The following is an 18,343-nucleotide window of genomic DNA, read 5'->3' as shown; positions in this document are numbered from 1 at the left end:
TCGCCGCAGCCGCCCGGTACCGGAACCGCGCGCAGGTCGCAGCGGGAAAGCGCAGCGGCGGGATCCGGCGCGGGAGAAGTTCGGGGAAGAAGGACGGGACCCTCGATGGTGTGCTGTGACCGTGCGTACCTGCGCGTTCGCCGCGGCCGTGCGTTTCGGACTATCCCGGTATCCGCTGCGGTCGTGCGCGGACCATGGACAGGTCCGGCCCCATCAGGTCAGCACCACCAGCTCGGTGTCGGAGGCGATCTCGACGCGCAGTCCGGCCTTGTCCGCGACCCGTGCGACGGCGCGGATATCGGTGGGTTCGGCCCGGGTGAGTACCAGGGCGCGGGCCAGCAGGCCCTTGTGATGCTTGTTGAAGTGGCTGACCACCGTGCGCGATCCGTCGGCCTGCTCGGTGAGCACCGTGGCGGTGACGGCGCCCGGTACGCGGCCGAGCTGCTGGTAGGTCCCCGAGCGCAGGTCCACGACCAGTTCCTCGCCCGCCGCGTCGCGCAGGGCGGGACCCAGGTGGTCCCGCCAGACAGCGGCCAGCGTGGGGCGGCCGGGCAGTTTCGATCCGCCGGAGAGCCGATAGGCCGGGATCGGGTCGTCGGCGCGGATCGCGCCGAAAAGGGCCGAACCCACCGCGATCCGGGCCCCGGCCTTGGCGCGCTGTGCCCGGGTGAACGATCCCGCGCCCAGTGCGTCGTACAGGACTCCGGTGTACCGCTCCAGCGCGGGCCGGGTCGGGGAGATGCGGACCGTGGCGTTGCGGGCCAGTTCGCTGTCGGCGTTCTTGCCGAGCCCGAGCGCGGACCGGGACGCGTCCGGATCACCGGCGAGGATGACCAGCTCGCCGACCAGCTGTTCGCGGATCTCGGTGAGGGAATCGAACGCCAGCGCCGACAGATCCAGCGGGCCGCCGGAACCGCCGTCGGATTTCGTTTCGGAAGGAGGGAGCAGCACCAGCACGACCGGTTACGGTACCGGTCGGTGTCCGGCGCGCCCGCCTGCCCCGGCCGCACGGACAGTGCTGTCGCGGTCCCCGCGGGAGCGATATCGCGGTTCCGGCGGGACGGTCGCGGACGCGGTGCGCCCGCCGCCGGTAATCGAGTGTGGCCGGCGAACGCACAGGGGCTACGCTGGGCAACCGTGATCACCCGCCTCTCCCGACTGTTCCTCCGTACGTTGCGCGACGATCCCGCCGACGCCGAGGTGCCCAGCCACAAGCTGCTGGTGCGCGCCGGCTATGTGCGCCGGATCGCGCCGGGTGTGTACTCGTGGCTGCCGCTGGGCCTGCGGGTGCTGCACAAGGTGGAGGAGGTGGTGCGCGAGGAGATGAACGCCATCGGCGCGCAGGAGATCTCGCTACCCGCGCTGTTGCCGCGCGAGCCCTATGAGGCCACCAACCGCTGGACCGAGTACGGGGACGCGCTGTTCCGCCTGCAGGATCGCAAGGGCGCGGATTATCTGCTCGGCCCCACCCATGAGGAACTGTTCACCCTCACCGTGAAGGGCGAGTACAACTCCTACAAGGATCTGCCGGTCACCCTGTACCAGATCCAGGCGAAGTACCGTGACGAGGAACGCCCCCGCGCCGGGATTCTGCGCGGCCGCGAGTTCATCATGAAGGATTCCTATTCCTTCGACCTGGACGAAGACGGGCTGAAGGCCAGCTACAACGCGCACCGCGAGGCCTACCAGCGCATCTTCGACCGGCTCCGCGTGAAGTACGTGATCGTCGCCGCGACCTCCGGCGCCATGGGCGGTAGTGCCTCCGAGGAGTTCCTGGCCGACAGCCCGGTCGGCGAGGACACCTACGTGGTGTGCCGGGAGTCCGGGTACGCCGCCAATGTGGAGGCCGTGGTCACCGCGGCACCCGAACCGCTGCCCATCGAGGGCAAGCCCGAAGCGCAGGTGCACGACACCCCGGATACCCCGACCATCGCGACCCTGGTGGACTGGGCCAACGGGGCCGGAATCGCCGAACACTACGGCCGCCCGGTCACCGCCGCGGACACCTTGAAGAACGTCATGGTGAAACTGCGCCACCCCGACGGGAAGACCGAGATCGTCGGTATCGGCGTACCCGGCGACCGTGAGGTCGACGACAAACGGCTCGGCGCCTCGGTCGAGCCCGCCGAGGTCGAGCTGCTCACCGACGCCGATTTCGCTGCCAACCCGTTCCTGGTGAAGGGTTATATCGGCCCGAAGGGGCTGCAGGCCAACGGTATCCGCTACCTGGTCGATCCCCGGATCGTCGGCGGCACCTCGTGGATCACCGGCGCGGACCAGCCGGGCAAACATGTCGTCGGCCTGGTGGCCGGTCGGGATTTCACTCCGGACGGCACCATCGAGGCCGCGCAGGTCCGCGACGGGGATATGTCGCCCGACGGCCGTGGCCCGCTGGTCTCGGCGCGCGGTATCGAGATCGGGCACATCTTCCAGCTCGGCTACAAGTACACCGACGCGTTCGAGGTCGATGTACTGGGGGAGAACGGCAAACCCGTGCGGCTGGTGATGGGTTCCTACGGGGTCGGCGTCTCCCGCATGGTCGCCGTCATCGCCGAACAGCAGCACGACGACAAGGGGCTGCGCTGGCCGACCGAAGTCGCCCCGTACGACGTGCACGTGGTGATCGCCAACAAGGACGAGGCGGCCCGGGCCGGGGCCGAAGAAGTGGTCTCGGCGCTGAACGCGCAAGGCCTCGATATTCTCTTCGACGACCGCACCGCGTCACCTGGGGTGAAGTTCAAGGATGCCGAGCTGCTCGGTATGCCCTATGTGCTGGTGATCGGCCGGGGCTGGGCCGAGGGCAAGGTGGAACTGCGCGACCGGTTCACCGGGGAGACCGTGGATGTGCCCGCCGATTCCGCGGTCGATACTGTGCTCGCCCGGGTTCGCGGCTGACCCGTCGTTTTCTCGCCGAGCGGGTCAGCGTTGCGCGGCCTGCTCGGTGAGCTGGAGCGCGGCTGCCCGCGCCGCGGCTGCGGCGTCGCGCTCGCCCGCGATCGAGTAGCTGATGATCGCGCCTTCGTGCAAGCTGAGTAGCTGGACGGCGAGCAGGTCCGGGTCGGCGGCTCCCGTCGCTGCTGCCAGCTCGCGGAAGAGGTCGCGTAACCAGGTCTTCTCCGCGACGATCACCTGCCGGCCCGGATGATCCGGTTCGGGCAGCTCGGCGAAGGCGTTGATGAAGCCGCATCCCCTGTTGTTGCCCGGTAGCCACTCCGGCAGCACGTCGAAGGGCACCAGCAACCGGAGCAGTGGGTCGGTCTGCTCGGCCAGATGCGTTTCGATACGTCCCCGCCAGCGCCGGTCGCGATCTTCGAGATAGGTGACGAGTAAACCGTCCTTGGAGCCGAAGCGGTCGTACAGCGTGCGTTTGGTGACGCCGGATTCGGCGGCGATGGTATCGACCCCCACGGCATGGATACCGCGTGCGTAGAAGAGTTCGCCGGCGGTCTCCAGGATCCGCCGGGCGCCCGGAGTCAGTTTTCCGCTGTCTGTGGTGCCGGACATGCACACCTCCCTTGCCTTCACAGGTCTGTGTATCTATCGTATAGGACGACAGACTTTACAGATCTGTGTAGTGGAGGTTTCGTGATGCGAGGACTGCTTCGATCGGTTCGTGATTTCGCGTGGGGAGTGCACGCGGGCAACGGAATACGGCACGGTGTTGTGCGGCCCGCGGGTCGGCGGGAGGGAGCGGTGACCGCCGGTGCGCTGGACGCCCGGGTATGCGTGGGATGCGGTCGGCCGGGGGACCTCGATGATGTCGCCGCAGGGTCGGTGCCCGGTGGCCGGGAAACCGACGAGGAAAGCGGCATCGGCAGTGACGTGGCCGAGCGGGTGATACCCGACCGCATCGCCGGGTGATCCGGTGTCGGCCGGCGGCGCCGGTGTGTGGCCGGTGACCGGCGTTATCGGCCGTGGCATCAGCTTTGCCGGGGCCCGTGCACGCGAGCGGTTCCGCTATCGTGCGGGGTCGCCCGGCGTCGCGCGCGGGTGGCTCAGTAGTTCGACCGGGTAGCGACCTCGATCACGACCAGGCGGTCGGTGATCTCGGTCAGATTCAAGGAGAGTCCGGCGCATTCGGCGCTTTTTCCCAGTTCGAGTCGGGATTGCTGGTCCGAGTACCACCAGGGCGGGTCCACGTTGACCGCTACGGAATCGTCGTCGACCGAGACGAGCTGTATCTGCGACCCCTGGAACTCGACGGATGCGTGGGCGACCTCGCGATGCAGGGTCGCGGTGCAGAAAACCGGCGCACCACAGGCCATCTCCCCACCGGGACCGTCGTTGTTATCGGGCCGTAGAGCATAGACGCTGCCGATAATGCATACGACGCCGACGATTGTGAGTGTGCACACCACGATGGCGGCCGACCTCGCCCCGTGATCCCTCGAACGCATCGAGTCACTGTATAACTCGCCGGCCGGCCGCGGGACAGAAGTTGCCGGAACGGAATCGGTCCCCGACCGCGCCGGAGCCTGTTGACGCCACGGCCCCGGCGGTCGGCATCGGTCGATCGCTCGGCGACCGGTGGGCGGTTCGTTCGCGGTCGCGGCGAAGGCGTTCGGGTCGGTCGCCGACCCGAGTGTGGTCCCGCTCCGCTCGCTACTTGTGCGGAACCCCGGTGACCGGTCCGCTGTCCATGACGAACTCGCTACCGGTGGCGTGCTCGGGTGGGTGGCCCCGATGAACCTCTCAGGAGGGCCGGCCGGGTCCGGTATTCGTCAGTAGTTCCCTCGTATGAGCCGCGAGGCGCTCGGCCGCCGCGGTATCGAACGCGGCGCCCGTGGTGTCGACCGGGGTGTCCTGCATGAAGGCCGAGAGGGGTTGCGCCGGTGGGTGTTCGAGGTGGCGCATGATGCGGGCGACGGCAGCCTCCACGGGCTGGCCGCGTCGGTGCATCCCGGCCACGACGGCCGCGTCCGCGGCTGAATAGGACCCGGTGAAACCGGTGGCGGTCAGTCCCGGATGTAGCAGGAGGTAGCGGATGCCGCTGTCGGTGTGGTGGCGGACGAACGCGACGGCGAGCAGATCGCTGAGTTTGCCGCACTGGTGCATCACCGCGTCCGGATCGTAAGCGTGTGCGAATTGCAGATCGTCCCAGTGGATCCGGGACAGCTCGCCGCCGGGTCCGGACAGGTCCAGCACGATCGGCGCCGCGGCCCGGCCGAGTGCCGCGGCCAGGCCGTGAGTGAGCAGGTGGCGGCTGAGGTAGAACAGCGCGAACGAGGCCTCGAAGCCTTCCGTGGTCAGCGCGCGTTCCGATCGGTAGAAGCGGGCTCCGAGGACCAGTGTGTCGATGACCGGATAGGTGGTGCGTAGATGGCCGATGACACGGCGGTTCTCGCTGATCAGGCTCAGATCGGCCGGTAGGAATTCCAGTCGGTCGGCGGCGCCGAGTCGGTCCGCGGCGGCGCGGACGGCGTCGGCCTTTGCCGGGTCCCGGCCGATGACGACCACGCGGTCACCACGTCGGAGCAGGGTTTCCGCCAGTTCTCGTCCGATACCGTCCGTACCTCCGGTGATCACCGCGGTCTTCATGGGCGCTCTCCATTCGCCTGCGCCGAGCATCAGACCGGCGCGTCTATTGTTCTGAACTCATGAGTCTAGAAGCGTGGCTATGGAGCGAGTATTCCCGGTCCGGAAAACTGGTCTCGCGGGTCTAGTGTGTGCAGTATGGATTCGGTTCCCCCTCCGGTTCGCGGCCGCGTCGATAAACAGCAGGCGATACTCGACGCCGCCTTCGCGGTGTTCAGCAGCACGGGGTATACGCAGGCCCGGGTAGACCGGATCGCGGCGGAGGCAGGGGTCGCCAAAGCGACCGTGTACAGCCATTTCGGTGATAAGGAACAGGTCTTCCGGGCGGCTGTCCGATCGCTGTCGGAGGCCGCGCTGACCGCGAATCTGGCGGTGCTCGAACGGCTGACCGACCCGGGGCCGGATCTCGGGGTGACGCTGCGTGCGGTGGGGGGCGAATTGATCAGGTGCTATTGCTCGCCCGAGTCCCGGGCGCTGCGCCGCCTGCTCGGTGCCGAGGCCGGGCAGTTTCCCGATCTGTTCGAGCTGGTCGACGGCGTCGCCGAAAATATCGGCCGAGTGCTGGCGGACCGGCTCGCTCGTTTCGCGCTCGCGGGCCTGCTCCGCATCGACGACCCCGACCTGGCCGCTGCGCAGTGGGCGGCGCTGCTCACGGCTTCGCTGCGATCGCGTCACCGGTTCGGCGACGAGTCGCCTTCGGACAGGGAGATGGACCGCGCGGTCGACGCGTCGGTGCGGACCTTCCTGGCCGCCTACGGGGCCTGACCTGTGGTGCGGCGGGTGGTCCTGCCGGACGATCCCGCCGCGTGCTCGGGCTACTTGTGCGGAACCCCGGTGACCAGGCCGCCGTCCACGACGAACTCGCTACCCGTGGCGTAGGAGGATTCGTCGCTGGCCAGGAAGAGGATGAAGGTGGCGACCTCGTCGGATTCGGCGGGCCGGCCCAATGGGATCGTCACCAGATCGTCGGGAATGTTCTCCGTCATCGGGGTGCGGATCAGGCCGGGATGTACCGAGTTGACCCGGATCTTGTGCGGCGCCAGCTCCAGTGCCGCGGATTTGGCCAGACCGCGGACACCCCATTTCGACGCGACGTAACCGTGCGCGAACGGCGCACCGCGCAGGCCCTCGACGGAGGAGACGTTGATGATCGATCCGCCGCCGGCGGCGATCATGGGTTCGACGGCGGCGCGCATTCCCAGGAAGGTGCCGACCAGGTTCACCTCGAGGACGGCACGGAACTTCTCCAGGGAGAGTTTCTGCAGGGGCGCGCCGTTCACGATTCCGGCATTGTTCACCAGGACATCGAGCTTGCCGAATTCGGTGACGGCCGTGGCGACGGCGGTCTCCCAGTGCTCGGGTTCGGTGACGTCCAGCGGCACATAGCGTGCGGCGGTACCGATCTCGTCGGCCAGGGCCTTGCCCTCGTCGTGGAGAACATCGCCGATGACAACCTGCGCGCCCTCGGCCACGAGCAGTTTCGCATGGGCGGCGCCCATCCCCCGTGCGCCGCCACTGATCAGGGCAACTTTGCCGTCTACACGTCCCATGGCGGTGACGCTACCATGAAACTGGAACACGTTCTAGACACTGTTCCGGAACCATGACCAGAGCCGGAAGGCGGCGGCGGAGCAGCAGTTTCGCCGGCGCGATCCCCCGTATCCAGGAGAATCAATGGCCCTACGCGTCGTCCTCGTCGGCACCGGTAATGCCGGCCGGATCGCCCTGACGCAGCTCATCACCGATGAGCGTTTCGACCTCGTCGGCGTCTGGGTTTCCAGCCCGGAGAAGATCGGGATCGATGCGGGAGAACTGGCCGGGCTGGGCATCGGTACCGGAATCGAGGCGGTCGGTGACCTCGACGAACTGCTGGCCGCCCGGCCGGATTGCGCCGTGTACTGCGCGATGGGGGATACCCGGTTGGTCGAGGCGACGGCCGATGTCCGCCGTTTCCTCGCGGCCGGGGTGAATGTGGTGGGCACCGCGCCCGGTCTGCTGATGTACCCGTGGGGGACGCTGCCGCCGAAGTTCTTCGCCGAGGTCGAGGCGGCGGCCGCGGCGGGGAAGGCGAGCCTTTTCGTCAACGGGGTGGATCCCGGTTTCGTCAACGATCTGATCCCGTTCGCGCTGGCCTCCACCTGCCGGCAGGTCGAACAGGTGCGCTGCCTGGAACTGGCGGACTACGCCACCTACGACGGGTCCACCGTCATGTTCGATGTGATGGGCTTCGGGACACCGCTCGATCGGACTCCCATGCTGCTGCAACCGGGTGTGCTCGGTATCGCCTGGGGCGCGGGTATCCGGGCTCTGGCGGCCGGGCTGGGCGTACAGATCGACGAGATCACCGAAAGCTACGAGCGCGAGCCGGCACCCGAAAGTTTCGAGGTCGCGGTGGGTGAGGTCGCGAAGGGTACGCAGGCGGCGCTGCGGTTCGAGATCACCGGTCATGCGGCCGGTCGCCCCGCGATCGTGATCGAGCACATCACCCGGTTGCGCGACGATCTGCGACCGGACTGGGCGCGACCGGCGCAACCCGGTGGGTCCTATCGGGTGGAGATCACCGGTGAACCCTCCTACGCGGTGGATATCTGTCCGTCCAGCCGTCACGGTGACCACAACTACGCCGCGATCCTGGCCGGAGTCGGCCGGGTGGTCAACGCCATACCTGCCGTCGTGGCGGCCGAACCGGGCATCCGAACCACCGGTGACCTGCCGTTGTACACCGGCCCCGGATTCACCGCCCCCGCCTGACCAGTGGAATCCTTCCCACGGATTCGGCGGCGATCCGGCTGCGCACCTAAGCTCGGATACCGGAGCGTACGAGCCGCTGGCTCGGCGCCGAACCCCCAGGGAAGGTGCGCTTGTATGTATGAGCCCGAACGGTCCGGCCCACGTGAGCCGAACCTGACCGAACTGCGCGAACGGGCCGCGCACGGCGATTCCGACGCCGTCGCGCAATTGCTGGATATCGGAGACGAACGCACCGATGCCGTGGACCTGAGCGAATACGACCTCGGCGTGGACGCCGAGCAGAGCGCCGAGGGCGACAGATAACCAGCGCCGAAGGCGACAAGTAGCTCAGCGCTGAAGGCGACAAGAAACGGAGCGCCGAGGGCGACGAGTAACAGCCCGGCCCCGCGCGAACCGTCGGCGACCCGGCCGAAGTAGCGACCCACCGGTACTCCGGCCGGGTCACTTGTAGGGTGGGTCGATATGGGAACCGCTCCGGCTGTCACTCCGGAGCGAACGTCTATCCAGAACCGGGCAGTCACCCCGGCACGGGCGCGAACTGCGCTGCGGAGCCGGCTGCGCGCTCCGGGAGCCGCGGTGTTGTGGGCGGCGGCCGCGCTCATCGTGAGCCAACTCGGCATCCGCGCATGGGTCCTCGCGAACGGCTATTTCTACTGGGACGATCTGATCCTGGCCGGCCGTGCCGGAACCCTGCCGCTGCTGTCCGGGGATCTGCTGCTGCACGATCACGACGGGCATTTCATGCCGCTGGCTTTCGCGGTGTCCTGGCTGGTCTCGGCGGCCGCGCCACTCGATTGGGGAGTGACCGCGGCGGTTCTGCTGATCGGCCAGCTCGCGGCCTCGCTCGCGGTGCTGCGCATGCTGCTGGTGTTACTGGGCCGGCGCCGGGCGCTGCTGGTCCCGCTGGCGTTCTATCTGTTCTGTCCGCTGACGCTGCCCGCCTTCGCGTGGTGGTCGGCCGCGCTCAACGCGTTGCCACTCCAGATCGCCCTCGCCTGGGTGGTGGCCGACGCGGTACTGCTGGACCGCACCGCGCGCCGCCGCTACGCGGTCTCCGGCGTCCTGGTCACAGCCGTGGGGCTGCTGTTCTTCGAGAAGGCGGTCGTGGTGCCGTTCGTGGCGCTCGCCGTGGTGCTGCTGCGGCGTTACGTCGACGGCCGGCGACCGGAGGTACAGGAGGTGCTGCGGCGCGGCGCGGTCCTCTGGGGCGGTTGCGCGGCGATTATCGCGCTGTGGGCGGTGTTCTATCTGGCGGCGGCCGGGCTGTCGAGTGGTGCGGGCGGTTCGGGAGATCTGGCCCATATGCTGCCCCGCGCGGCCTGGGCCGGCCTGGTGACCGCGTTGCTGGGTGGGCCGTGGGGCTGGGAACGATGGGTGCCCTCCGCGCCGTGGGCGGTCGCACCCGGCTGGGCGGCCTGGGTGGCCTGGCTGCTGCTGGCCGCCGGAATACTGCTGACGGTCCGGTCCCGGCGCGTGGTCTGGCCGGTATGGGTCGCTGCGGTGGTGTACATACCGGCTGTACAGATCCCCGTAGTGCTGATGCGTGCGGGGCCGAACACCGTCGACGAGCTCATGATGTCGCTGCGCTACCTGGCCGATGCCGCGGTGGTCCTCACCGCGGCCGGTGCGTTGATACTGCGGGCTCTCACACGTCCACGCGCGGCGACCGGCACCGCCGGCGGCCGGATGCCGCGAGGCAGCCGGATGCCCTGGTGGCGCGGACCTGCTCCAGTGGCTCTGGCGGTCGCGGTATTCGTCCTGAGCAGCCTCTGGTCGACCTGGACCTTTTCACGCAGCTGGTCCGAGGGGCCGACGAAAACCTATGTGACCACGGTGAAATCGGAATTCGCGCACTGGGACGGGTCGCCGCTGCTCGCGCAGGAGGTGCCGTGGAACGTGCTGAATCCGACCGCCTATCCGGAGAACGACGCCGGCCGCGTGTTGTCCTCGATCGCTCCGCCCGGCGCCTTCGCCGCGGCCACGGATCATCTGCGCATGATCACCGATACCGGGGAATTCGCCGATGCCCGGGTGTGGTGGAACCGCGGTATCCGTCCGGGCCCGGACCCGGATTGCGGGTACCGGATCGGTGGCGACAGTTCGGTCCGGGTCCCGCTCGACGGTCCGATGATCGCCCACGAGTGGACGGCCCAGCTCAACTATTTCGCCGACCGCGACGCGACGCTCACCGTGGGGCTGGAACGGGGCGACCGGGCCGAAGCTCCGGTCCGGGCCGGTCTGCACACGGTCTATACCCGGGTCACCGGGAGCGGATCGGCTCTGATCATCCGGAACCGGACGCCGGGCTCGGTGGTGTGCCTGGGTACAGGGCCGGTCGGGGTCGCGTCGTACTCGGCGAAGTAGTCGCGGCCGCGATCTGCGCACGGTGCCCGGCGCCGCACAGTAGAGCCTGCCGCCGCCCACGCGGGAATCGTGTCCCCCATTCGGCCCTCCCGGGCGGCTCCACAACTATCTCGGCCTGCACATTGTTCTGCCCCTGCGGGGGCCGGGCGGCTCCACTGTCCCGGGGTGAGTAGAAGCCGTCGCTGCGCGGGATTCCACTCTGCGGGACTTCCCACTCCCGGTGGTATCAGCGGGACATAACGGTGGTTACGTGTCAGATATCGCGTGGTGTCCGGGCTCACGTGTACCGGCCGGTTTTCGTGCGATACCGGCGGCGGCAGGTTTGTGCACATTTCGACGGCCGGGGTCGAGCCGGCCGTTCCCCGGGGCCGACGGTTGAGTGAGGCGGTGATGATGACCGAGGAGGGCGCGTCCGTGGACTCCGTCACCGGAGAACTCACCACCAGACTCGGGGCGGTCGGTGGGGTCGCCGGTGAAGCCGTGCAACGCAGCGTCCGGGACGCGGCCGGCGGGGCGCAGACCGTCGCACTGCTGGTCCAAGCGGATGCGGCGGGTGCGCAACACGTCGAACCGGTCGACGCGGCTGCTGCCCCGGCCGAAGGTCCCGGCCGCCCCGGTGCGGACGACAGTCGTGCCTGGTCCGGTGCCCGCCCGGCGCCCACTGCGTCCGATGATCCACCGGCGTCCGCCGAGCCCGTCGCGCCTTCCGAACCCGCACCCGCCGATCCGGCCGCGTCTGCTGGTCCGGCCGCGCCCGCGGCGGGTGGCGATCCGCAGCACGAGCGTCCGGAGCCCGCCGACGCGGCACCACCCGCGGCGGCCGGGGCGCATCCGGCTCCGGCCACCGCGGCAGGTTCGGAAGCACCCGGAACCGCGGCCGAGCCGCCACGGTCCGCGCAGCATCCGGTGGCTCCGGTTCTTCCGGCCGACGATTCCGGCCGGAACACCCCGCTGCCGCCGATGGACCCGATCGCCGAGGCACCCGCGTCGGCCGGGCACACCCCGTGGACTCCGAGCGCGGGGTCGGGAGAAGGGAACGGCCATACACCCGGCTCCACCCCGTGGAATTCGGGTACCGGTTCGTCGATGCCCTACCCGCCGGGCATGCCGGGGGGCTTCAGTCCGCCGCAAGCGCAGGAACGCCCACCGCGTGGCAGCGCCCCCTGGTCCCGCGGCCGCGGGACCAAGGAAGAAACCGTGTTCCCCCGGCCCAGGGAGCGGACCGGCCGGCCGGACTCCACCAACCGCACCGAATGGGCTCCGCCGTGACGTAGGCGACCGGTCAGGGCCGCCCGGGGAATGCGCTGGTCGCCGGTGCGATACCGGCCGCCGCCTGCCAGACGGCCCGCCGACCGGCGGATTCGATGAGGGCCTCCACTCCCGTGCGCCGGGTCGTCTCGGTGGCAGCGCGTTCCACGACCGCGCGCCAGGCCACCGCGCTGTCGGTTTCCACCACCACGGCCAGCTGCGCCGCCGACGCCGGATCGACCACCTCGACGGGCACGGTGTAGGCGGGTTCCGCAGGTGGCGCACCCGTACCGTCACCGGTGACGAGATCGACCGTGGCATCACGGCGGGCCCGGTGTGCGGCGGTGTGCTCGTTGACCGTGCGGCGTTGGTCCGGGCTCGTATGGGAGGCGATCAGGCCGTAGGCGTAGACGGCGGCGTACTCGGCGGCGAGCGCCTCGCGCAGGGCCTGCTGTTCGGTCCCGCTCATACCAGCAGCACCCCCACCTGAACCGCGCAGGCGGCGCTGATCGAGGCGAGCAGTCCGGCCCGGTAGCCGGACTGCTCGACGGCCAGATCGGCGGCCGCCCGCTGTGAGGCGGCCAGCTGGTCGCGCAGGCCGGCGATACTCGGCGGCGTATCGGGAGCCGGTGTCGTGGTGGCCGCCGGGGTGCGCACGGCGGGGGTCGTACCGTCGCCGTAGACGCCGATCGCCCGATCGATCTCGGTGCGCAGCGCCTGTGCGTGCGCGGTGCGTTCGGCGGCGACAGTGGTGAGCGCGTCGGTGCGTTGCGGATCGATCGCGATGGCGGCAGTGGCCGCCGCGGCATCACTGCGAGCCGAGAATTCCTGGGCGGCAAGCACATCCGGTTCGGTGATCGGGTCTTCCGCGCAGGCGGTGAGCGCCCCGGCGGCGAACAATCCGACCGTACCGCCGCCCGCGACCCGTAGCGCGGTGCGGCGATTCACCCGAAGGGCGCCGCCGTACCGGTCGGAAGAGGGGCCGCGGGGATACCCGGCCGCGGGCCGGTCGGTAACGCGCTCGGTCACCGGACCATCGTGCCAGACCGGTGGCGTCACCCCGGTACGGGCACCACCCGGTGGACTTACCGCCGACCGCTGGTCCTTTACCTTCTCCGGGCGCGTTACGCTAGGTCACCGGCACAGAATATTTCCGTCCGCGTGACAACTGAACCAGGAGCTGCCCATATGCCCATGCCGACCGAGGAGAGGGTGAGCCGGCTCGTCGCCGGGCTCGTCGCCGGTCGAGGATTCGATCTCGAGGGTGTCGAGGTTTCGACCGCGGCGGGGCAGACCCGGGTGCGGGTCGTCGTGGACAGTGACCGCAGCGCCGACCTGGACACCATCGCCGAGCTGAGTGCGCAGGTGTCGGCTTGTCTGGACGAAGCGGACGACGAATTCGAGGCCGCCCGATATCTGCTCGAGGTGACCACCCCCGGTATCGACCGGCCGCTCACCGCCCCTCGGCACTGGCGCCGGGCCCGCGGGCGCCGGGCCGAGATCACCCTGAAGCCGGGTGCCGCGCCGCCGGAGCCCGCCCTGCCGGCGCAGTTCACCGCGCGGATCGGCGCTCTCGACGGTGACCGGATCGCGCTGGTGCTGGGTGGCAGACCCGGACCGCGGCTGGTGACCGTCGGCCTGGAAGATATCGACCGCGCTGTGGTGGAAGTGGAGTTCTCTCCGCCGAATGCGCGCGAACTCGAATTGGCCGGGGGCGTCGCCGCCGGCCGCCCACCCGCGGGAGCGGACGCCGCGGAGCTCACCGGAACTGCTGTCGCCGCGTCCGATTCGACCGAAGGGACCATGGAATGAACATCGAAATCGAAGCCCTGCGCGCCATTGTGGCCGATAAGGGGATCTCGATCGAGACCGTGATCTCCGCGATCGAGTCCGCCTTGCTCACCGCCTACAAGCACACCGAGGGCCATCAGGCCAACGCCCGGGTCGAGATCAACCAGCGCACCGGTGTCGTGCGGGTGATGGCCACCGAACTCGACGCCGACGGCAATGTGATCTCCGAATGGGACGACACCCCCGAGGGTTTCGGCCGTATCGCCGCGACCACCGCACGGCAGGTCGTGCTGCAACGCCTGCGCGATGCCGAGAACGAGAAATCCTTCGGTGAGTTCTCGACCCACGAGGGCGATATCGTCGGTGGTGTGGTGCAGCGCGACGCGCGTGCCAATGCCCGCGGCACGGTGGTGGTGCGGATCGGCAGTGAACTGCACGGCGCCGAGGGCTTGATCCCCTCCGCCGAACAGGTGCCGGGGGAGAGCTACGAGCACGGCGATCGGATCAAGTGCTATGTGGTGGGGGTCTCGCGCGGCCCGCGCGGTCCGCAGATCACCCTCTCGCGTACCCACCCCAATCTGGTCCGGCGCCTGTTCGCACTGGAGGTGCCGGAGATCGCGGACGGATCGGTGGAGATCGTGGCGGTGGCCCGGGAGGCGGGACACCGCTCCAAGATCGCCGTGCGCTCCACCGTCTCTGGGGTGAATGCCAAGGGCGCCTGTATCGGTCCGATGGGGCAGCGGGTACGCAATGTGATGAGCGAACTCGCGGGCGAGAAGATCGACATCATCGACTACGCCGACGATCCGGCGACCTTCGTCGGTAACGCACTCTCGCCGTCGAAAGTGGTTTCCGTCACAGTGGTGGATCCGGACGCCCGGGCCGCTCGCGTCGTCGTACCGGATTTCCAGCTCTCGCTGGCCATCGGCAAAGAGGGGCAGAACGCCCGGCTCGCGGCCCGGCTCACCGGCTGGCGCATCGATATCCGCAGCGACGCCGCCCCCGACGCCGGTGGAACGGTACGGACGGAGGCGCATCGCCGGTGACATCCGACTCCGGCTCCGCGTCCGCGCGATCACTGTCACGCGACCAGCGAACACACCGTGCCGACTCGTCCCGCGCTACGTCATCGGGGGCGGGGTTGGAGGGCAGTGAGTGGTCAGCGGTAGAGTGGTACGAGGTTCGGTCCGAGTCTTCGGTTACCGACCGCGAACGCCATGGTCAGTCGGCGGCGCTGCGGCGCCCGGCGACTCCCGTGCGAACGTGTGTCGGTTGCCGGAAACGCGAACCGGCCCCCGAACTGCTGCGGATCGTGGCGTGCGGGCGTTCGACCGGTCACGGTACGGACGTCGTCACGGTCGTCCCCGATCCACGGCGCAGACTTTCCGGGCGGGGTGCGTGGCTGCACCCCCTTTCGGCTTGTCTGACCACAGCGGTACGGCGCCGAGCGATCGGCAGAGCACTACGAGTGTCCGGACATCTGGATATCTCAGCCGTTGAGCATCACCTCGAGAACAGGCACGAGCACTCATGAGCACACCGTGAAGTCCCAACGATGAACGTCCATCGGAGTTAACCCGAGGTCGTGCGGGTCCCCGCCAGCAGGCGGGAGGCACTGCTCGACCTCTCAGTGAGGAGAGCAGTGGCAGGCAAGGCCCGCGTGCACGAGTTGGCCAAAGAACTCGGTGTCACGAGCAAAGAACTACTCGCGAAGCTCAAGGAGCAGGGCGAGTTCGTGAAGTCTGCGTCGTCGACGGTGGAGGCACCCGTCGCACGTCGGCTCCGCGAATCCTTCGCGGCGAAATCCGCCCCGGCGAAGTCCGGATCCAACGGATCCAAGACCACCGCGCGTCCCGGTCCGCCGACCGCGGCGAAACCCGCGGCGCCCGGCCCGCGTCCCGGCCCCCGGACCCCCGCGGCACCGAGCCCGGCCGATACCGCGCCGACCGCCGAGTCCTCCGCGGCTCCGGCCGCCGGTAACGCCCCGAAGCCCGCGGGCCCGCGTCCCGGCCCCGCGGTGAAACCGGGTCCGGCTCCCGTCCGGGAACCGGTCCAGCCGCAGGCCCAGGCTCCCGCGGCCCGGCCGGCGACCCCCGGCCAGCGTCCGGCGTCCGACGGCCCGCGTCCGGGCCAGGCGCGTCCGGCCGCTCCCGGCCAGAGCCCGGCCCGTCCGGGGCCCAAACCCGGTCCCAAGACCCCGCGCGTCGGTAACAACCCGTTCTCGTCGGCTCCCGAGCGTGAGCGCCCGACCCCGCGTCCGCAGCCGGGCCCGCGCCCGGCTCCGGGCCAGGGTGGCCCGCGTCCGGGTCCGGCGCAGGGTGGCCCGCGTCCGCAGGGCGGTCCCCGTCCCGGCCAGAACGCCCCGCGTCCCGGCCCCGGTGGCGCGCGTCCGGCGGCTGCGCAGGGTGGTCCCCGCCCCGGTGGCCCGCGTCCCAGTCCCAATTCCATGCCGCCGCGTCCGACCCCGGGTGCGATGCCGCAGCGTTCGGCCCGTCCGGGTCCGGCCGCCGGTGGTCGCCCCGGTCGTCCCGGTGGCGGTCCCGGTGGCGGCGGTGGCCGGCCCGGTGGTGGCGGTGGCGGTTACCGCGGTGGCGGCGGCGCCCCCGCCGGTACCGGTGCTCCCGCCGGTGGTGGCGGTTTCCGCGGCCGTCCCGGTGGCGGCGGTGGCCGTCCGGGTGGTCCCGGTGGCCGCGGTGGTGCGGCCGGTGCATTCGGTCGTCCCGGTGGCGCGCCCCGGCGTGGTCGCAAGTCGAAGCGGCAGAAGCGCCAGGAATACGATTCGATGCAGGCTCCGTCGGTCGGCGGCGTGCGATTGCCCCGTGGCAACGGTGAGGTGATCCGCCTCGCCCGCGGCGCGTCGCTGTCCGATTTCGCGGAGAAGATCGACGCGAACCCGGCCGCCTTGGTCCAGGCCCTGTTCAACCTGGGTGAGATGGTCACGGCGACCCAGTCGGTGAACGACGAGACCCTCGAGCTGCTCGGCGGCGAGATGAACTACGTCGTGCACGTGGTCAGCCCCGAGGACGAGGACCGTGAGCTGCTGGAATCGTTCGACCTGACCTACGGTGAGGACGAGGGCGGCGAGGACGAGCTCGAACAGCGTCCGCCGGTGGTGACCGTCATGGGTCACGTCGACCACGGTAAGACCCGACTGCTGGACACCATCCGTAAGGCCAACGTCCGGGAGGGCGAGGCAGGCGGTATCACCCAGCACATCGGTGCCTACCAGGTACCGACCCATCTGGGTGACGACGAACGGCTCATCACCTTCATCGACACCCCGGGTCACGAGGCGTTCACCGCCATGCGTGCCCGTGGTGCGAAGGCCACCGATATCGCGATCCTGGTGGTCGCCGCCGACGACGGTGTGATGCCGCAGACGGTGGAGGCGATCAACCACGCGCAGGCGGCCGAGGTGCCGATCGTCGTGGCGGTCAACAAGATCGACAAGGAAGGCGCGAACCCGGAGAAGATCCGGCAGCAGCTGACCGAATACAACCTGGTGGCCGAGGAATACGGTGGCGACACCATGTTCGTCGATATCTCCGCCAAACAGGGCACCAATATCGAAGCCCTGCTGGAAGCCGTGCTGCTCACCGCGGACGCCGCCCTCGATCTGCGGGCCAATCCGGAGCAGGACGCGCAGGGTGTGGCCATCGAGGCGCATCTGGACCGCGGTCGCGGCCCGGTCGCCACGGTGCTCATCCAGCGCGGCACGCTGCGCGTCGGTGATTCGATCGTGGCGGGCGACGCCTACGGTCGCGTCCGCCGCATGGTGGACGAGCACGGTGCGGATGTCGAGGCGGCCCTGCCGTCGCGTCCGGTGCAGGTCATCGGTTTCACCTCGGTACCCGGCGCCGGCGACAACCTGCTCGTCGTCGACGAGGACCGGATCGCCCGCCAGATCGCCGACCGGCGCAATGCGCGTAAGCGCAACGCCCTGGCCGCGCGCAGCCGTAAGCGGATCAGCCTGGAAGATCTGGATGCCGCGCTGAAGGAAACCAGCGAGTTGAACCTCATCCTCAAGGGTGACAACTCCGGTACCGTCGAGGCGCTCGAAGAGGCCCTGCTCGGAATCCAGATCGACGACGAGGTCCGGCTGCGGGTCATCGACCGCGGTGTCGGTGGTGTCACCGAGACCAACGTCAACCTGGCGTCGGCGTCGAACGCGATCATCATCGGGTTCAATGTCCGGGCCGAGGGCAAGGCGACCGAGCTCGCCAACCGCGAAGGCGTGGACATCCGGTACTACTCGGTGATCTACCAGGCCATCGACGAGATCGAGAGCGCGCTCAAGGGCATGCTCAAGCCCATCTACGAAGAGGTGGAACTGGGCCGGGCGGAGATCCGCGCCATCTTCCGCTCCTCGAAGATCGGTCTCATCGCCGGTTGTATGGTCACCTCGGGCAGTGTGAAACGCAATGCCAAGGCCCGTCTGCTCCGCGATAACGTGGTGGTCGCCGAATCCACGACGATCAGCTCGCTGCGTCGCGAGAAGGACGATGCCACCGAGGTCCGCGAGGGCTTCGAATGCGGTATGACGCTGACCTATTCCGATATCAAGGAAGGCGACATCATCGAGGCCTACGAGTTGCGCGAGAAGCCGCGCGACTGACGTGAACAGGGCCGGGCGGATCACCGCCCGGCCCGGCCA

At 69.4% G+C, this 18,343-nt stretch carries 18 protein-coding genes; 11 read left to right on the top strand and 7 right to left on the bottom strand.

All coding sequences use genetic code 11. The features are described 5' to 3' along the window. Nucleotides 1-213: 213 nt before the first annotated feature. Nucleotides 214-957, bottom strand: coding sequence for a peroxide stress protein YaaA (gene yaaA / locus ACWEWT_RS10390; RefSeq protein WP_452558019.1), 744 nt, complete (start codon nucleotides 955-957; stop codon nucleotides 214-216). Between the two features lie 180 nt (nucleotides 958-1,137). On the opposite strand from yaaA, the gene ACWEWT_RS10385 reads away from it, so the two are divergent. Further along, a complete protein-coding gene (locus ACWEWT_RS10385) occupies nucleotides 1,138-2,895 on the top strand; it encodes a proline--tRNA ligase (RefSeq protein ID WP_452558018.1) in 1,758 nt (585 codons plus the stop codon). A 24-nt stretch (nucleotides 2,896-2,919) separates the two neighbouring features. On the opposite strand, the gene ACWEWT_RS10380 is transcribed toward ACWEWT_RS10385, so the two are convergent. Beyond that, on the bottom strand, nucleotides 2,920-3,504 hold the full coding sequence (locus ACWEWT_RS10380) for a TetR/AcrR family transcriptional regulator (protein WP_452558017.1): 585 nt from the start codon (nucleotides 3,502-3,504) through the stop codon (nucleotides 2,920-2,922). A gap of 189 nt (nucleotides 3,505-3,693) precedes the next feature. Between ACWEWT_RS10380 and ACWEWT_RS10375 the strand changes: the two genes are divergently transcribed. Continuing rightward, nucleotides 3,694-3,861 (top strand): hypothetical protein, encoded by a 168-nt coding sequence (locus ACWEWT_RS10375; RefSeq protein ID WP_452558016.1) that lies wholly within the window; start codon nucleotides 3,694-3,696, stop codon nucleotides 3,859-3,861. Nucleotides 3,862-3,995: 134 nt separating this feature from the next. Here ACWEWT_RS10375 and ACWEWT_RS10370 read toward each other — a convergent pair whose 3' ends face one another. Together ACWEWT_RS10370 and ACWEWT_RS10365 are read right to left on the bottom strand one after the other, a co-directional pair. Beyond that, the gene (locus tag ACWEWT_RS10370; RefSeq protein WP_452558015.1) at nucleotides 3,996-4,397 is read right to left on the bottom strand and encodes a hypothetical protein; all 402 of its coding nucleotides are present in this window, start codon (nucleotides 4,395-4,397) and stop codon (nucleotides 3,996-3,998) included. Between the two features lie 295 nt (nucleotides 4,398-4,692). Further along, complete coding sequence (locus tag ACWEWT_RS10365) at nucleotides 4,693-5,538, bottom strand: SDR family NAD(P)-dependent oxidoreductase (RefSeq protein WP_452558014.1); 846 nt, start codon at nucleotides 5,536-5,538, stop codon at nucleotides 4,693-4,695. Between the two features lie 135 nt (nucleotides 5,539-5,673). Between ACWEWT_RS10365 and ACWEWT_RS10360 the strand changes: the two genes are divergently transcribed. Beyond that, a complete protein-coding gene (locus tag ACWEWT_RS10360) occupies nucleotides 5,674-6,300 on the top strand; it encodes a TetR/AcrR family transcriptional regulator (RefSeq protein ID WP_452558013.1) in 627 nt (208 codons plus the stop codon). Between the two features lie 50 nt (nucleotides 6,301-6,350). Here the strand turns inward: ACWEWT_RS10360 and ACWEWT_RS10355 are convergent, their stop codons facing one another. After that, nucleotides 6,351-7,085 (bottom strand): glucose 1-dehydrogenase, encoded by a 735-nt coding sequence (locus tag ACWEWT_RS10355; protein WP_452558012.1) that lies wholly within the window; start codon nucleotides 7,083-7,085, stop codon nucleotides 6,351-6,353. Between the two features lie 124 nt (nucleotides 7,086-7,209). Between ACWEWT_RS10355 and ACWEWT_RS10350 the strand changes: the two genes are divergently transcribed. The 4 genes from ACWEWT_RS10350 (at nucleotide 7,210) to ACWEWT_RS10335 (ending at nucleotide 11,919) form a co-directional block, all read left to right on the top strand. Further along, nucleotides 7,210-8,286 carry an NAD(P)H-dependent amine dehydrogenase family protein gene (locus tag ACWEWT_RS10350; RefSeq protein ID WP_452558011.1) on the top strand — a complete coding sequence of 359 codons (1,077 nt, stop codon included), beginning with the start codon at nucleotides 7,210-7,212 and terminating at the stop codon, nucleotides 8,284-8,286. 114 nt (nucleotides 8,287-8,400) lie between these two features. Further along, on the top strand, nucleotides 8,401-8,589 hold the full coding sequence (locus ACWEWT_RS10345) for a hypothetical protein (RefSeq protein ID WP_452558010.1): 189 nt from the start codon (nucleotides 8,401-8,403) through the stop codon (nucleotides 8,587-8,589). A gap of 159 nt (nucleotides 8,590-8,748) precedes the next feature. Further along, the gene (locus ACWEWT_RS10340; RefSeq protein ID WP_452558009.1) at nucleotides 8,749-10,650 is read left to right on the top strand and encodes a hypothetical protein; all 1,902 of its coding nucleotides are present in this window, start codon (nucleotides 8,749-8,751) and stop codon (nucleotides 10,648-10,650) included. A gap of 390 nt (nucleotides 10,651-11,040) precedes the next feature. After that, complete coding sequence (locus ACWEWT_RS10335; RefSeq protein ID WP_452558008.1) at nucleotides 11,041-11,919, top strand: hypothetical protein; 879 nt, start codon at nucleotides 11,041-11,043, stop codon at nucleotides 11,917-11,919. A 13-nt stretch (nucleotides 11,920-11,932) separates the two neighbouring features. Here ACWEWT_RS10335 and ACWEWT_RS10330 read toward each other — a convergent pair whose 3' ends face one another. Together ACWEWT_RS10330 and ACWEWT_RS10325 are read right to left on the bottom strand one after the other, a co-directional pair. Next, nucleotides 11,933-12,367, bottom strand: a complete 435-nt coding sequence (locus tag ACWEWT_RS10330; RefSeq protein ID WP_452558007.1) for a ferritin-like domain-containing protein — start codon at nucleotides 12,365-12,367, stop codon at nucleotides 11,933-11,935. Continuing rightward, nucleotides 12,364-12,927, bottom strand: coding sequence for a hypothetical protein (locus tag ACWEWT_RS10325; protein WP_452558006.1), 564 nt, complete (start codon nucleotides 12,925-12,927; stop codon nucleotides 12,364-12,366). Before ACWEWT_RS10325 ends, ACWEWT_RS10330 begins: the two co-directional genes overlap by 4 nt. A 159-nt stretch (nucleotides 12,928-13,086) precedes the next feature. Between ACWEWT_RS10325 and rimP the strand changes: the two genes are divergently transcribed. The 4 genes from rimP to infB all read left to right on the top strand — a co-directional run bounded on the left by rimP (nucleotide 13,087) and on the right by infB (nucleotide 18,304). Further along, a complete protein-coding gene (gene rimP, locus ACWEWT_RS10320; protein WP_452558005.1) occupies nucleotides 13,087-13,710 on the top strand; it encodes a ribosome maturation factor RimP in 624 nt (207 codons plus the stop codon). After that, complete coding sequence (nusA, locus tag ACWEWT_RS10315; protein ID WP_452558004.1) at nucleotides 13,707-14,735, top strand: transcription termination factor NusA; 1,029 nt, start codon at nucleotides 13,707-13,709, stop codon at nucleotides 14,733-14,735. Before rimP ends, nusA begins: the two co-directional genes overlap by 4 nt. Next, nucleotides 14,732-15,223, top strand: a complete 492-nt coding sequence (locus ACWEWT_RS10310; protein WP_452558003.1) for a YlxR family protein — start codon at nucleotides 14,732-14,734, stop codon at nucleotides 15,221-15,223. The genes nusA and ACWEWT_RS10310 overlap by 4 nt, the downstream gene beginning before the upstream one ends. 108 nt (nucleotides 15,224-15,331) lie before the next feature. Continuing rightward, nucleotides 15,332-18,304: a translation initiation factor IF-2 gene (gene infB / locus ACWEWT_RS10305; RefSeq protein WP_452558002.1), complete on the top strand. Its 2,973-nt coding sequence runs from the start codon at nucleotides 15,332-15,334 to the stop codon at nucleotides 18,302-18,304. Nucleotides 18,305-18,343 lie beyond the last annotated feature (39 nt).

This window comes from Nocardia sp. NPDC003963, from assembly GCF_053605105.1.
The sequence above is the reverse complement of the archived record's forward strand: the minus strand, read 5'-3'. Positions and strand labels throughout refer to the sequence as shown.

What these genes read in the sequence shown, in the direction of transcription:
- ACWEWT_RS10380 (WP_452558017.1), bottom strand. Translation starts at nt 3,504, where the DNA reads ATGTCCGGCACCACAGACAGCGGAAAACTGACTCCGGGCGCCCGGCGG.
- ACWEWT_RS10370 (WP_452558015.1), bottom strand. Translation starts at nt 4,397, where the DNA reads ATGCGTTCGAGGGATCACGGGGCGAGGTCGGCCGCCATCGTGGTGTGC.
- ACWEWT_RS10365 (WP_452558014.1), bottom strand. Translation starts at nt 5,538, where the DNA reads ATGAAGACCGCGGTGATCACCGGAGGTACGGACGGTATCGGACGAGAA.
- ACWEWT_RS10360 (WP_452558013.1), top strand. Translation starts at nt 5,674, where the DNA reads ATGGATTCGGTTCCCCCTCCGGTTCGCGGCCGCGTCGATAAACAGCAG.
- ACWEWT_RS10355 (WP_452558012.1), bottom strand. Translation starts at nt 7,085, where the DNA reads ATGGGACGTGTAGACGGCAAAGTTGCCCTGATCAGTGGCGGCGCACGG.
- ACWEWT_RS10350 (WP_452558011.1), top strand. Translation starts at nt 7,210, where the DNA reads ATGGCCCTACGCGTCGTCCTCGTCGGCACCGGTAATGCCGGCCGGATC.
- ACWEWT_RS10345 (WP_452558010.1), top strand. Translation starts at nt 8,401, where the DNA reads ATGTATGAGCCCGAACGGTCCGGCCCACGTGAGCCGAACCTGACCGAA.
- ACWEWT_RS10340 (WP_452558009.1), top strand. Translation starts at nt 8,749, where the DNA reads ATGGGAACCGCTCCGGCTGTCACTCCGGAGCGAACGTCTATCCAGAAC.
- ACWEWT_RS10335 (WP_452558008.1), top strand. Translation starts at nt 11,041, where the DNA reads ATGATGACCGAGGAGGGCGCGTCCGTGGACTCCGTCACCGGAGAACTC.
- ACWEWT_RS10330 (WP_452558007.1), bottom strand. Translation starts at nt 12,367, where the DNA reads ATGAGCGGGACCGAACAGCAGGCCCTGCGCGAGGCGCTCGCCGCCGAG.
- rimP (WP_452558005.1), top strand. Translation starts at nt 13,087, where the DNA reads ATGCCCATGCCGACCGAGGAGAGGGTGAGCCGGCTCGTCGCCGGGCTC.
- nusA (WP_452558004.1), top strand. Translation starts at nt 13,707, where the DNA reads ATGAACATCGAAATCGAAGCCCTGCGCGCCATTGTGGCCGATAAGGGG.